The sequence below is a fragment of the Sphingomonas sp. SP5 genome (genome assembly GCF_058313455.1).
The window spans coordinates 399,144-412,000 of sequence record NZ_JBZFLF010000001.1 but is presented as its reverse complement, the minus strand read 5'-3'; the positions used below and the strand labels follow the sequence as shown (position 1 = coordinate 412,000).

The 12,857-nt window shown below is 70.5% G+C and carries 17 protein-coding genes and 1 tRNA gene; 12 read left to right on the top strand and 6 right to left on the bottom strand.

Annotated elements, in window-relative coordinates:
- Positions 1-14: 14 nt before the first annotated feature.
- The 5 genes from radA (at position 15) to AC4GY7_RS01895 (ending at position 4,596) form a co-directional block, all read left to right on the top strand.
- On the top strand, positions 15-1,388 hold the full coding sequence (gene radA, locus AC4GY7_RS01915) for a DNA repair protein RadA (RefSeq protein ID WP_491111713.1): 1,374 nt from the start codon (positions 15-17) through the stop codon (positions 1,386-1,388).
- Between the two features lie 128 nt (positions 1,389-1,516).
- Entirely contained in the window at positions 1,517-2,080 is a 564-nt protein-coding gene (locus AC4GY7_RS01910; RefSeq protein ID WP_491111712.1) for a CvpA family protein, read from the top strand.
- Positions 2,077-2,514, top strand: coding sequence for an iron-sulfur cluster assembly scaffold protein (locus AC4GY7_RS01905; RefSeq protein WP_491111711.1), 438 nt, complete (start codon positions 2,077-2,079; stop codon positions 2,512-2,514). Before AC4GY7_RS01910 ends, AC4GY7_RS01905 begins: the two co-directional genes overlap by 4 nt.
- Positions 2,507-4,270, top strand: a complete 1,764-nt coding sequence (locus AC4GY7_RS01900) for a cation:proton antiporter domain-containing protein (RefSeq protein ID WP_491111710.1) — start codon at positions 2,507-2,509, stop codon at positions 4,268-4,270. Before AC4GY7_RS01905 ends, AC4GY7_RS01900 begins: the two co-directional genes overlap by 8 nt.
- Positions 4,267-4,596: a DUF423 domain-containing protein gene (locus AC4GY7_RS01895; RefSeq protein WP_491111709.1), complete on the top strand. Its 330-nt coding sequence runs from the start codon at positions 4,267-4,269 to the stop codon at positions 4,594-4,596. Before AC4GY7_RS01900 ends, AC4GY7_RS01895 begins: the two co-directional genes overlap by 4 nt.
- A 207-nt stretch (positions 4,597-4,803) precedes the next feature.
- Here AC4GY7_RS01895 and AC4GY7_RS01890 read toward each other — a convergent pair whose 3' ends face one another.
- The 3 genes from AC4GY7_RS01890 to AC4GY7_RS01880 are packed head-to-tail and all read right to left on the bottom strand — an operon-like array spanning position 4,804 to position 6,601.
- Positions 4,804-4,944: a DUF2256 domain-containing protein gene (locus AC4GY7_RS01890; protein ID WP_491111708.1), complete on the bottom strand. Its 141-nt coding sequence runs from the start codon at positions 4,942-4,944 to the stop codon at positions 4,804-4,806.
- Positions 4,944-6,047 (bottom strand): 3-dehydroquinate synthase, encoded by a 1,104-nt coding sequence (gene aroB, locus AC4GY7_RS01885; RefSeq protein ID WP_491111707.1) that lies wholly within the window; start codon positions 6,045-6,047, stop codon positions 4,944-4,946. The genes AC4GY7_RS01890 and aroB overlap by 1 nt, the downstream gene beginning before the upstream one ends.
- Positions 6,044-6,601: a shikimate kinase gene (locus AC4GY7_RS01880; RefSeq protein ID WP_491111706.1), complete on the bottom strand. Its 558-nt coding sequence runs from the start codon at positions 6,599-6,601 to the stop codon at positions 6,044-6,046. Before AC4GY7_RS01880 ends, aroB begins: the two co-directional genes overlap by 4 nt.
- Before the next feature lie 73 nt (positions 6,602-6,674).
- On the opposite strand from AC4GY7_RS01880, the gene AC4GY7_RS01875 reads away from it, so the two are divergent.
- Genes AC4GY7_RS01875 through AC4GY7_RS01860 form a run of 4 tightly spaced genes read left to right on the top strand, consistent with a single transcriptional unit; the run spans position 6,675 to position 10,528 of the window.
- A complete protein-coding gene (locus AC4GY7_RS01875; RefSeq protein WP_262826702.1) occupies positions 6,675-6,809 on the top strand; it encodes a hypothetical protein in 135 nt (44 codons plus the stop codon).
- A 19-nt stretch (positions 6,810-6,828) separates the two neighbouring features.
- Entirely contained in the window at positions 6,829-8,658 is a 1,830-nt protein-coding gene (locus tag AC4GY7_RS01870) for a hypothetical protein (protein WP_491112074.1), read from the top strand.
- 35 nt (positions 8,659-8,693) lie between these two features.
- Complete coding sequence (locus AC4GY7_RS01865) at positions 8,694-9,548, top strand: tyrosine-type recombinase/integrase (protein WP_491112073.1); 855 nt, start codon at positions 8,694-8,696, stop codon at positions 9,546-9,548.
- Between the two features lie 32 nt (positions 9,549-9,580).
- On the top strand, positions 9,581-10,528 hold the full coding sequence (locus AC4GY7_RS01860) for an acetyl-CoA carboxylase carboxyltransferase subunit alpha (RefSeq protein ID WP_491111705.1): 948 nt from the start codon (positions 9,581-9,583) through the stop codon (positions 10,526-10,528).
- Between the two features lie 67 nt (positions 10,529-10,595).
- Here the strand turns inward: AC4GY7_RS01860 and AC4GY7_RS01855 are convergent, their stop codons facing one another.
- Both AC4GY7_RS01855 and AC4GY7_RS01850 read right to left on the bottom strand, forming a co-directional pair.
- The gene (locus AC4GY7_RS01855) at positions 10,596-10,763 is read right to left on the bottom strand and encodes a Flp family type IVb pilin (RefSeq protein WP_491111704.1); all 168 of its coding nucleotides are present in this window, start codon (positions 10,761-10,763) and stop codon (positions 10,596-10,598) included.
- A gap of 123 nt (positions 10,764-10,886) precedes the next feature.
- Entirely contained in the window at positions 10,887-11,087 is a 201-nt protein-coding gene (locus tag AC4GY7_RS01850; protein WP_491111703.1) for a Flp family type IVb pilin, read from the bottom strand.
- 32 nt (positions 11,088-11,119) lie between these two features.
- Between AC4GY7_RS01850 and AC4GY7_RS01845 the strand changes: the two genes are divergently transcribed.
- Positions 11,120-11,539, top strand: a complete 420-nt coding sequence (locus AC4GY7_RS01845) for a (deoxy)nucleoside triphosphate pyrophosphohydrolase (protein ID WP_491111702.1) — start codon at positions 11,120-11,122, stop codon at positions 11,537-11,539.
- 77 nt (positions 11,540-11,616) lie between these two features.
- A tRNA-Cys gene (locus AC4GY7_RS01840) sits at positions 11,617-11,690 on the top strand.
- Between the two features lies 1 nt (position 11,691).
- Here the strand turns inward: AC4GY7_RS01840 and AC4GY7_RS01835 are convergent.
- On the bottom strand, positions 11,692-12,042 hold the full coding sequence (locus AC4GY7_RS01835) for a hypothetical protein (RefSeq protein WP_491111701.1): 351 nt from the start codon (positions 12,040-12,042) through the stop codon (positions 11,692-11,694).
- Between the two features lie 128 nt (positions 12,043-12,170).
- Between AC4GY7_RS01835 and AC4GY7_RS01830 the strand changes: the two genes are divergently transcribed.
- Positions 12,171-12,851, top strand: a complete 681-nt coding sequence (locus AC4GY7_RS01830; RefSeq protein WP_491111700.1) for a protein-L-isoaspartate O-methyltransferase family protein — start codon at positions 12,171-12,173, stop codon at positions 12,849-12,851.
- The last annotated feature ends 6 nt before the right edge of the window (positions 12,852-12,857 follow it).

The following is a 12,857-nucleotide window of genomic DNA, read 5'->3' as shown; positions in this document are numbered from 1 at the left end:
CTACGGCGTGGCGCATGGCGAAGCCCCAGAAGCGTTACGTGTGTCAGGCCTGCGGATCGGTGTCGCACCGCTGGGCGGGGCAATGCGGCGACTGCGCCGAATGGAACACGCTGGTCGAGGAAGCAGGCGCCGTCGTCACGCCGTTCCAGGCGAAGCACAATCTGCAAAGCGGCGGCCGGTCGGTGCAGCTGGTCGGCCTCGACGCCGATATCGCGCTGCCCGAACGGATGGCGACGGGGATCGCCGAGCTCGACCGGGCGTTGGGCGGCGGTTTCGTGGAAGGATCGGCGACGCTGATCGGCGGCGATCCGGGCATCGGCAAATCGACGCTGCTGCTCCAGGCGGCGGCAAAGCTGGCGCTGGCGGGCAGGGGCGTCGCCTATGTTTCGGGCGAAGAGGCGGCCGATCAGGTGCGGCTGCGCGCCCGCCGCCTGGGGCTGGGCAATGCGCCGGTGCAGCTTGCCGCGGCGACCTCCACCCGCGACATCCTCACCACCTTGTCGATGGGGCCGCCGCCGGCGCTGCTGGTGATCGATTCGATCCAGACCATGCATTCCGACCTGATCGAGGGCGCGCCCGGTACCGTCAGCCAGGTGCGTGCCTCGGCGCAGGAGCTGATCCGCTTCGCCAAGGAACGCGGCACCGCGCTGGTGCTGGTCGGCCATGTCACCAAGGATGGCTCGATCGCCGGCCCGCGCGTGCTCGAACATATGGTCGACACCGTGCTGGCGTTCGAGGGCGAGCGCAGCCATCAGTATCGTATCCTGCGCAGCATCAAGAACCGGTTCGGCGGCACCGACGAGATCGGCGTCTTCGCGATGCAGAGCGAAGGGCTGGCGGAGGTGTCCAACCCTTCCGCGCTGTTCCTCACCCAGCGCGACGAGGGCGTCACCGGCACAACCGTGTTCCCGGCGCTGGAGGGCACGCGGCCGGTGCTGGTCGAAATCCAGGCACTGGTCGTCCGCCTCGCCAGCGGCGCGACGCCGCGGCGGGCGGTGGTGGGCTGGGACAGCGGCCGGCTGGCGATGATCCTGGCGGTGCTGGAGGCGCGCTGCGGGTTGAGCTTCTCCAGCGCCGAAGTCTATCTCAACATCGCCGGCGGCTACCGGGTGCAGGATCCGGCGGCGGATCTGGCGGTGGCGGCGGCGCTCGTCTCCGCGCTGTCGGAGCGGCCGGTGCCGGTCGACGCGGTGGCGTTCGGCGAGGTCGCGCTGTCGGGAGAGCTGCGCCCCGTCGCGCACGGCGCGCTGCGCCTCAAGGAGGCGGGCAAGCTCGGCTTCGAACGCGCGCTGGTGCCGACCGCGGTGACGAAGGACGACAGCCCGCTGCGGCTGACCGGGTTCCGCACGTTGGGCCAGTTCGTCGACCACCTGCTGGGGCGGGGGTGATGTCCGCCACCCCGTCGCGACACCCGCGGGGGTGAGACTTTTGTGACTTTCCGTCGATGACCGCACGGCCGGTCGAGCGGAGCGGCGGGGGCTAGCCCAATCCCCTTCGCCGCCTTATTCCGCACCCCATGGCGCTGACCGCACTCGATATCATCGTCCTCGTCGCCGTGCTGGGCGCGGCCCTGCTCGGATTGAAGCGGGGCTTCGTCACCGAAGTGCTGTCGCTGTTCGCCTGGGTGGCGATCGTCGCGATGCTGAAGCTGTTCCACGTCGCGCTCGCCGCCAAGCTGTCGAGCGTCGTCGGCACGCCCTCGGGCGCAGCGGTGGCGGCCTTCGTGGTGATCGCCGGCGCGACCTATGCGGGCGGCAAGCTCGTCGCCAGCGCGATCGGCAAGCGGACGCGCCAGTCGATCCTGGGGCCGGTCGACCGCGCCCTCGGATTCGGCTTCGGCGCGTTGAAGGGGCTCATCATCGCCAGCCTCGGCTTCCTCGTCGCGGCGCTGCTGGTCGATACCGCGCGCGGCGGCGCGGCGCACCGGCCCGAATGGATGACCACATCGCGCACCTATCCGCTGCTCAACGCCACCAGCGCCGGCATCGCCGATTTCGTCGATCGCCGCCGCCGCGGCCTGCCCGTCTTCGGATCGCGCCAGAGCCTGGAGACCGCCGACAATATGAGTGACGCGCGATGACCGTCTTCGCCCCCCCGCCGGAGATCATCCGGCTGGCGACGCAAAACCCCTGGCCCGCCCGCCTCGAAGGGGCACGCGGCACCGCCGAACGCCGCTCGCCGCTGTGCGGCAGCAAGGTGATCGTCGACGTCGATCTGGATGACGCGGGCCGCATCGCGGCGATCGGCACAAGGGTCAGCGCCTGCGCCTTCGGGCAGGCGGCATCGACGCTGATGGCCCGCCACGCGCTCGGCCGCAGCGTCGCCGACGTGGTCGCGATGCGCGACCAGCTCGCCGCCTGGATCGCCGGGCAGGGCGATGCGCCCGCCTGGCCCGAGATCGACCACCTGCGGCCCGACCGGCTGAACCTCACCCGGCAGGGATCGGTGCAGCTCGCCTTCCAGGCCCTCGCCGAGGCAGCGCTCGCCGCGCAGGAGGCCCATAGCCATGCATGAGGCGGCCGAAGGCGTATCGATGCTGCGCGACGGCATGATCCTGCTCGGCTTCGGCCTTGCCTTCGTGCTGCTGTTCCGCAAGCTCGGGCTCGGTGCGACGCTGGGCTTCCTCGTCGCCGGCGCCGTGGTCGGGCCGCACCTGCTCGGCCTCGTCGGCGATGCCGAATCGAAGATGGGCATCGCCGAGCTCGGCATCACCCTGCTGCTGTTCGTCGTCGGGCTGGAGCTCAATCCGACGCGGCTGTGGCGGATGAAGCAGGAGATCTTCGGCGTCGGCCTGATCCAGGTCGTCGCCTGCGGGCTGGCGATCACCGCCGTCGTCTGGGCGTTCGCGCATTTCTCGCTGCCCGCCGCCTTCGCGCTCGGCCTGCCGCTGGCGCTGTCGTCGACGGCGCAGGTGCTGCCGATGCTGCAATCCTCCGGCCGGCTGCGCACGCCGTTCGGCGAGCGTGCCTTTTCGATCCTGCTGTTCCAGGATCTGTCGATCGTGCCGCTCATCACGATCGTCGCGGCGATGAGCCGCAACCCCGCCGATGCCAACGGCCCGCCGGGCTGGCTGCTCGCGCTCTACACCGTGGCCGCGGTGGTCGGGCTGGTGCTCGCCGGCCGCTTCCTGCTGCGGCCGCTGTTCCGCCTGATCGGCAACTTGGGCGAGCGCGAGATGTTCGTCTTCGCCGCGCTCTTCACCGTCATCGCCAGTGCAGCCGTGATGGAGGCACTCGGCCTGTCCACCGCATTGGGCGCGTTCATCGCCGGCGTGATGCTGGCCGACAGCCCGTACCGTCACGAACTGGAGGCGGACGTCGAGCCGTTCCGCTCGATCCTGCTCGGCCTGTTCTTCCTCGCGGTCGGCATGCTGCTCAACCTGCAGGCGATCGCCGAACGGCCGCTGTTCGTCGCGCTGATGGCGCTGGCGCTGATCGCCACCAAGACGGGGGTCATCACGCTGATCGGCCTCGCCTTCCGGATGACGTGGCGCAACGCGCTGGCGCTGGGGCTGCTGCTCAGCCAGGGCGGCGAATTCGGCTTCGTGCTGTTCGCGCAGGCGCAGGCGGGCTATCTGATCGCGCCGGAGGCGGCGAGCCTGTTCGGCGCGATCATCACCGTGTCGATGGCGACGACGCCGTTCCTGATGGGCGCCACCCGCCGCTTCCGCGAGGAACCCGTCGCCGCCGGGCAGACGCGTGACGGTCCCAAGGCCGACGGCGCCAATGCGATCATCGTCGGCTATGGCCGCTTCGGGCAGACGGTCGGGCAGATGCTGCTCGCGCAGAACATCCCCGTCACGCTGATCGACACGGATATCGAGATGATCGACATCGCCGGCGAGTTCGGCGCCAAGGTCTATTACGGCGACGGCACCCGGCTCGACCTGTTGCGCCAGGCCGGGGCCGCCGAGGCGGAGCTGATCCTGTTCTGCATGGACGGCGACCAGATCCAGCCCGACACGCTGGAGGGCGTGCACGAGGCCTTCCCCGATGCCGCCATCTATGTCCGCGCGTTCGACCGGCGCGCGCTGGTCAAGCTGAAACAGGCGTCCAGCGTGTTCGTGGTGCGCGAGGTGCTCGAATCGGCGGTGAAGATGGCGCGCGTCGCGATGCGCGACCTCGGCATCGCCGGCGCCGACATCGACCGGGCGGAGGAGAACTACCGCGCGCGCGACAAGGAACGGCTGCGCATCCAGATCGAGGCCGGCGACCTGCGCGCCGCCCGCGCCCTGGTGGCGGAGCAGCAACCCTGGGGGAACGATCGATGATCCTCGCCATCCTTGCGGCACTGTCCGGCGCGATCGCGGTCGGCGCCGGGGCGTTTGGCGCCCATGGCGCGCAGGGCGACGCGGTGGAATGGCTCAAGACCGGCGGCCATTACCAGCTGATCCACGCGGTGGCGGCGCTGGTGGCGCTGCGCTGCGAGGCGCGCGGCCCGGCATGGCTGTTCGTCATCGGCGGCGCGATCTTCGCCGGCACGCTCTACCTGATGGCGCTGGGCACCCCCCGCTGGCTCGGCGCGGTGACGCCGATCGGCGGCATCCTGCTGATCGCAGGCTGGCTGTGGCTGGCCTGGTCGCTGCGGGGGGCGTAGGCCGTATCGGCGATGCGTTCCGGCTTTCGTCGCCCCCGGCGCATCGAGCGGTAAGCCCGCCTCACCCCGTCCCCGTTCGCCCTGAGCCTGTCGAAGGGCAGGCTGCCACGGGGAGCATATGCGTGTGGCACGGTGCCCTTCGACACGCTCAGGGCAAACGGATGAGCTCCGAGGCTCGGAGCCCGCGAACGGGCGAGTGAGGCGACCTTACCGCTTCTTCCGGCAGGCATCCGAGCAATAAACCACATTCTCCCAATCCCGCGCCCATTTCTTGCGCCACGCGAACGGCCGCTCGCACGCCGGGCACACCTTGGTCGGGAGGTCGCGCTTGGCGATGCCGTTGGGCATCAGCGCGGCTGGGCGTCGAGGAACGCCTCGACGTCGGCAAGGTCGACCGTCTTGTCGAGATAGGTCCGGCCGACCCCGCGGGCGAGGAGGAAGGGCAGGGTACCGGCCGCCATCTTCTTGTCGTGCCGCATATGGTCGACCAGCCGCGCGCCACTCGCCGCGATCCCTGCGGCGGCAAGGCCGTCGGGCAGGCCGACGCTGCGCCAATGCGCCGCGACCCGTGCCGCATCGTCCGGATCGCACAAGCCCTGCGTCGCGGAAAAGCCGAAGGCGAGCGCACACCCGGCGGCGACGCCCTCGCCATGGATCAGCGCCTGCGAGAAACCCGCTTCCGCCTCCAGCGCATGGCCGAAGGTATGGCCGAGGTTGAGCAGCGCGCGCGTGCCGTTGGTCTCATGCTCGTCCGCCGCGACGATCCGCGCCTTGGCGGCGACGGCATGGCCGATGGCGTACAGGCGCGCATCCGCATCGCCCGCCAGCAGCGCCGCACCATGCGCCTCGCACCAGGCGAAGAAGGCGGGATCGTCGATCAGCCCGTATTTCACCACCTCGGCATAGCCCGCACGCACCTCGCGGGCCGGCAGCGTGTCGAGCACCGACGGGTCGATCAGCACCAGCGCCGGCTGGTGAAAGGCGCCGATCAGGTTCTTGCCGGCGCGGGTGTTGATCGCCGTCTTGCCGCCGACCGAACTGTCGACCTGGGCGAGCAGCGTCGTCGGCACCTGTACGAAGCCGCAGCCGCGCTTCAGGATCGCACAGGCGAAGCCGACGAGGTCGCCGATCACCCCGCCGCCCAGCGCCACGACATGGTCACCACGCTCGATGCCGAGGTCGAGCAACCGGTCGCACAGTTCGGCAAGGTGCTTCCAGCTCTTCGTGCCCTCGCCCGGCGGCAGCACGATCGCCTCGCTGCGCACGCCCGCCGCGGACAGCGCGGCCTGCAGCGTCGCGAGGTGCGGCGACAGGTTCGTGTCGGTGACGATCGCCATCGTCCGCCCGCGGGCGAGCGGCGCCAGATGCTCGGCCGCCCCGCCGAGCAGCCCCGCCTCGATCAGGATCGGATAGCTGCGCGCGCCGAGCGATACGGTGACGGTGGTGCTCATGCCCGCCCGATCGCCTTCAGGATGGCGTTGACGGTGGTTTCGTGCGGCGACTTGTTGCTGGTGATATGGATATGCGCCTCGGCGTAGATCGGGTTGCGGACGGTGGCGAGTTCGGCGAGCACGTGCCGGGGGTTGCGGCCGCGCAGCAGTGGCCGTGTGTCGCGCCGGCCGACGCGCTCGGCCAGCACCTCGGGATGCGCGTTGAGCCAGATGGCGGTCGATTCGGCGAGGATCAGCGCGCGGGTGTCGGCGTTGATGAAGGCGCCGCCCCCGGTTGCGATCACCTTGGGCGTGCCGTCCATCAGCCGGGCGATGACGCGGCGTTCGCCGTCGCGGAAATAGGGCTCGCCGAAGCGTTCGAAGATCTCGGCGATGGTCATGCCGGCGGCCTCCTCGATCGCGTGGTCGGCATCGACGAAGGGCAGGCGCAGCCGGGCGGCGAGGCGGCGACCGACGGTGGACTTGCCGACGCCCATCAGCCCGACCAGCACGATCGGCCGTGGCGAGCCGGGGGCGGGGGACGCGGCGTCCGGGGGATGAGCGCTTTGCAACATGGGCGGGAGCGCTATACAGCGGGTCCCGACGGGGCAAAAGCTCCTCTCCGGTTTACGTGTCCTAAGGTACGGTATGTCGCGCTTGCTCCTCTCCGTCATCGTCCTCCTCGTGGTGGTGGTCGGCGGCCTGTTCCTGCTCGCCGGCCGGGCGTCCGAGCGGCCGCAGACCCATGTCGAGAAGGCCGTGACGCTTGCCAACCTCAGCTAGGGCGCGTGCCTTGCGCGGGGTGAGCCGCACGCGCGCCTTGTTGCGCGGCGCCGGCGCGATCGGCATCGCCGCCGCGGCGGTCGCCGCCTATGCGCAGGAACGCCCCGAATCGATCCTGCCGCCGGGGTTCGGCCAGCCGGCGGCGCAGCCGACCGCCCAGGCATCGCCGCGTGCGGGCGCGACCGGCACCGCCGCGCGTCCCATCACGCCGGCGGCGACGCCGACGCCCGGCGCGATCGGTTTCGTTCAGCCGCTGCCCGTCGCCACGCCGACACCGCTCGCCAGTGCGACGCCGACGGCGACCCCGACGATCGACGCGACAACGCTGGCGGAATATGAACTGCCCGCCTTCGCCCGCCGTTCGCTCGACCGGGTCGGGCCTGCCGGCCCGCGCGAAGGCGGTCTGCCGGCGGATGCGTTCCGCGGCGCCGACGGCCATTATGTCGAGGCGCTGATGCGCCGCGTCGCTGCGCCGCTGCCGTCGCGCTGGCTGTCCATCCTGTTGCGCCGGACGCTGGCGGCACAGCTCGATACGCCGACGGACGTGAACGGCGCCGATTTCGCCGCCGAGCGCGCCTGGCTGCTGCTGCGCATGGGTGAGGCGGTGGCGGCGCGCGCCGTGGTCCAGAGCGTCGACAACGCGCACTACACGCCGAAGCTCTACCAGGTCGCGATGAACACCGCGCTCGCCACCGGCGATCCAGCGGAGCTATGCCCGATCGCCGACGCCGGCTTTGCCGCGACGCGCGAGCGCGGCTGGACGCTGGCGCAGGCGATGTGCGCAGGCCTCGCCGCCGAGCCGGCGCGGGCCAAGGCGCTCATCACCGCCGCGCGCCGCCGCAACATCGCCACCGGCATCGACCTGCAACTGGCGCAGAAGGTGGTCGGCGCCGGTCCCGGCGGCGGGCAGGCGGTGACGATCGAATGGGCGGGCGTCGATGCGCTGACCGCCTGGCGGTTCGGCCTCGCCACCGCGACGGGCGTCACCATTCCCGATCCCCTGTTCGCATCGACCGGCGCGCAGGCGCGCTATTGGTACGCCCTGTCGCCCGGCATCCCGCTCGCCGACCGGCTCGCGTCGGCGGAAGCCGCGGCGGGGCAGGGCGTGCTGTCGTCCGCGGCGCTGGTCGATCTCTACGGCGCGGTGGACGCCGCCAACGACATGCCCGGCGCGGCGAGCGCGACCGCCAACGATCTGCGCGCCGCCTATGTCGGCAACGACCTCGGCACGCGGCTGTCCGCGATCAAGCAGCTGTGGGGCATCGCCGATGCGAAGCCGGGTACGGAGCCGGCGTATGCGCGGCTGGTGCTGACCGCGCGGGCGGCGGCGCGCGTGCCGGTGCGGCTCGGCGTCGGCGATACGCGCCTGCTCGTCGCCTCGATGCTGACCGCCGGCCTCGATCGCAGCGCCGCTTTGTGGCGCAACGCGGTGGAGGAGGGCAGCGACACCTGGGCGATGATCGCGCTCGCCGATCCCGATGCCGGCGGCCGCCTCAGCTATCGGCAATTGTCGTCCTACTCGGGCAGCGGCGATGCCGCGCTGAAGCAGCGGCTGCTGTTCGCCGGCCTTGCCGGCTTGGGCCGTCTCGCCCCCGACGATATCGAACGTGCCGCCGAGGCGCTCGACGTGCGCATCGGCGCCGAGAACAGCTGGACCCGCGCGATCGACCGTGCCGCCGCCGATGGCCAGCAGGGCACGGTGGTGGTGCTCGCCGCCATCGGCATGCAGACGCCCGCGTGGCGCGGCGTGCCGCCGGCCATGCTCTACCGCATCGTCGGCGCGTTGCGCTCGGTAGGTCTGGAAGGCGAGGCGCGGATGATCGCGGCAGAGGCGATCGCCCGCGCGTGACCGGCGACACCGCGCTGATCGAGCGGTTCCTCGAGATGCTGAGCGCCGAAGCGGGCGCAGCGGCGAACACCCTCACCGCCTACCGCAGCGACCTGACGCTGGCCTCCGCCGCCGTGGAGGGCGGCATCGTCGCCGCGGGTGAGCCGCAGTTGCAGGCGCTGGCCGAATCGTGGCGCAGCCTCGCCAGCAGCACGGTGGCACGGAAGGCGGCGGCGCTGCGGCGCTTCTACGCCTTTCTCGCCGACGAGGGGCATCGCGCGGATGACCCCTCCCGCGCCCTGCCGCGTCCGGGCGCTGGGCGGGCGCTGCCCAAGGTGCTGAGCCATGCCGATGTCGACCGGCTGTTCGCCGTCATCGGGACACGCTGCGCGACGGAGCGGCCGCTGCCCGGCGACCTGCGCCTCGCCGCGCTGGTCGAACTGCTCTACGGATCGGGGCTGCGCGCGAGCGAACTGGTCGGCCTGCCGCGCAACGCGGTGCATCCCGACCGCCCGTTCCTGATCCTGAAGGGCAAGGGCGGGCGCGAGCGGCTGGTGCCGATCTCCGATCGCGCCCGTGCCGCGGTTGCGGCGTGGCGGGCGCATGTGGCGGCGGATCGCGCCTGGCTGTTCCCGTCGGGCAAGGGCCATCTCACCCGCATCCGGCTCTACCAGCTGGTGAAGGCGCTGGCGGCGGACGCGGGTATCCCGCCCGATCGGGTCAGTCCCCACGTCCTGCGCCATGCCTTCGCCACGCATCTGCTGGCCGGCGGCGCCGACCTGCGCGCGCTGCAATCCATGCTCGGCCACGCCGATATCGCGACCACGGAGATCTATACGCATGTCGATGCGGCGCGGCTGGTCGAGCTGGTCAACACCCGCCACCCCCTTGCCGATGCGCGCTTGCGTTGACGCAACGCCCTGTCGCCCGTAACCGCGGGCGAATGGCGAGCTTTCTCGAATTTGAAAAACCGATTGCCGAGTTGCAGGGGCGCATCGACGAACTGCGCGCGACCGCATCCGACGGCACGATCGACATCGCGGCCGACCTCGCGCGGCTGCAGGCCAAGTCGGACAAGCTGCTGCGCGACACCTTCGCCAAGCTGACCCCGTGGCAGAAGACGCAGGTGGCGCGGCATCCCGAACGCCCGCACTTCAAGGATTACGTCGCCGGCCTGTTCGAGGAATTCGTGCCGCTGGCGGGCGATCGCGCCTATGCCGACGATCAGGCGATCATGGGCGGCTTCGCGACCTTCCGCGGTCGGCGCGTGATGGTGCTGGGCCACGAAAAGGGGGCGGACACCGCGACGCGGCTGCGCCACAATTTCGGCATGGGCAAGCCCGAGGGCTATCGCAAGGCGATCCGCCTGGTCGAACTGGCCGACCGCTTCGGCCTGCCGGTCGTGACGCTGGTCGACACGATGGGCGCCTTTCCCGGCATCGAGGCGGAGGAGCGCGGCCAGGCCGAGGCGATCGCCCGCTCGACCGAAGCCTGCCTGGCGGCCGGCGTGCCCGTCGTCGCGGCGATCGTCGGCGAAGGCGGGTCGGGCGGCGCGGTGGCGCTGGCGGCCGGCAATCGCGTGCTGATGTTCGAACACGCCATCTATTCGGTCATCAGCCCGGAAGGCTGCGCCTCGATCCTGTGGCGGACGGCCGACAAGGCGGCGGATGCGGCCGAGGCGATGCGCGTCACCGCGCAGGACCTCAAGACCTTCGGCGTGATCGACACGATCGTCGCGGAGCCGGTCGGCGGCGCCCATCGCGATGCGGCGGGTGCGATCCTGGCGCTCGGCGATGCCATCGCGGCGGCCCTCGATTCGCTCGACGGGCGCGATGCGGCGACGCTGCGGCGCGAACGGCGCGACAAGTTCCTCGCCATGGGCCGGCTGTAGGTCATGCGAAAAGGGCGGCGGAACCGTGGTCCCGCCGCCCTTCGGCAATTTCGAACGTAGGACGGTCTTACGTGGCCGACATGTTCGACGAAACGTTGGTGAAGGTGGTCTTGAGCTTGTTGCCCAGACCCTGCATGGCAGCGATAGCGGCAACGGCGATCAGCGCGGCGATCAGGCCGTACTCGATGGCGGTCGCGCCCTTGCTGTTCTTGATGAACTTGCGGATATTCTGCATTCCGGTCTCCATGTTCGATACTTCAGTCACCCGGCTGAACCGGAAAACCGGAGCAGCATGGGGAGAATTAGCGGGGCAAGGTTGCTAAAGATTTAAGGTCGCGGCGGAATTCCGGGGACCCGGTCAGCCCGCCCGCGTGACCTTGTCGCTGACGTTGCGCCACATGTCGGTATTGACGTTGGCGACTTGCTTCAGTGCCGCGACCATGGCGATCACGATCAGCGCGACGATCAGGCCATATTCGACGGCGGTGGCGCCGCGCGAATCGCGGATCGCGGGCGTCAGTCGGCCGATCAGGCGACGAAGGGTCGAGCGCAGCGTCATGGGTTTGGGGCGTAACAAGAAAGGCTTAACGAATGGCTGACGCTGATCGGGCAGGGGGATTGCTGCCGGTGGTCGCCGCCGCGCTGATCGACGAGAAAGGCCGCGTGCTGCTCCAGCGCCGGCCGCCGGGCAAGCAGATGGCGAACCTGTGGGAATTTCCCGGCGGCAAGATCGAGCCGGGCGAAGCGCCCGAGGCGGCACTGGCGCGCGAGCTGACGGAGGAGCTGGGGATCACCGTCGATCCCGCGGCGATGGAGCCGTTGACCTTCGCCAGCGCGGCGCTCGGCACCCGCCACCTCTTGCTGCTGCTCTACGCGGTGCGGACATGGCAGGGCGAACCGCAGGCGCTGGAGGCCAGCGCGCTCGCCTGGTGCCGCCCGGCCGCCATGCACCGCCTGCCGATGCCGCCTGCCGACGTGCCGCTGGTCGCGATGCTGGAACGGCTATTGTAGCCGCTGCGGTGCGGGCGAGGCGATAATGCGGTTGACGGGTTCGCCAAAACCGATCATCTGCCGCCCTCCCGCTTCGAGGCCCGATGGCGGAGTGGTTACGCAGAGGACTGCAAATCCTTGCACGCCGGTTCGATTCCGGCTCGGGCCTCCACTTATTCCTTGCTGCCGGTATCGTCCTTCACCCGCGCCGCGTCGCGGGACAGCAGCATCGGGCGCAGGCGAATGCCCAGGCAGATCACCGTCGGCCAGAACAGCGTGTTGAGGATGTCGGACGTGGTATCCTCCCAGCGCCACGACCCGAAGTTCAGCCGGTCCATGATCTCGTTGAAGGCTTCGGCGACGACGACCACCGACAGCGGCACGAAGCTGCCGAGCGAACGCCCGGTCAGCAGCCGCGCGATCATCAGCACGGCGAGCCCGGCGTGGATGTGCAGGATGGTGTCGGGCAGGCCGGTGCCGTCGCCGATCCAGTCGATGAACCTGTGATAGAGGCTGGGGATCATCGGCCGGCCATAGGGGTTCGGCGCAAGCCTGGCCACCTGTCGCTTGGCGCGGACGCACGCGCGCGATACAAGCCGGACTGTCACGAAGTGTATTGCGCAGCTAATACGGTTGTGCGAGAGGGGTTATCATGAACATCACCTTGGATAACAACGGTCTGCACGGCGGCGCATCGGCGGCGATGCGGCACGCCATGGTGGCGAGCCAGCTGCGCACCAACGCTGTGAGCGACCAGCGCGTGCTGGTGGCGATGAATACGCTGCCACGCGAGGCGTTCGTCCCCGCGGAATCGCGCGACATCGCCTATCGCGATACCGCGCTGCCGGTCGCCGGCGGTCGCGCGATCAACCTGCCGATGGTGACCGGCCGTCTATTGACCGAGGCCTATCTGGAACGGGGCGACCGTGTGCTGCTGATCGGCGCTGCGGGCGGCTATGCCGCCGCGATCCTGGCGCAGATCGTGACGCATGTCGTCGCGGTCGAGGAGGATGCGGCGCTGGCCGCCCTTGCGCGCGAGGCACTGGCGGGCGTCGCCAACGTCGAACTGGTCGAGGCGCCGCTGGCCGGCGGTCATGCCGAGGGCGGGCCGTACGACGTGCTGATCGTCGATGGCGCGATCGAGCATGTTCCCGACGCGCTGGTCGGACAGGTGAAGGCCGGCGGCCGTGTCGTCACCGGCCTGGTCGAAAAGGGCGTCATCCGGCTGGCCAGCGGCCGCAAGAGCGACGGCGGCTTCGGCCTGTCGCCGTTCATGGACAGCGACTGCGTCGTGCTGCCCGGCTTTGCGGTGCCGCAGGGCTTTCGATTCTAGACGATG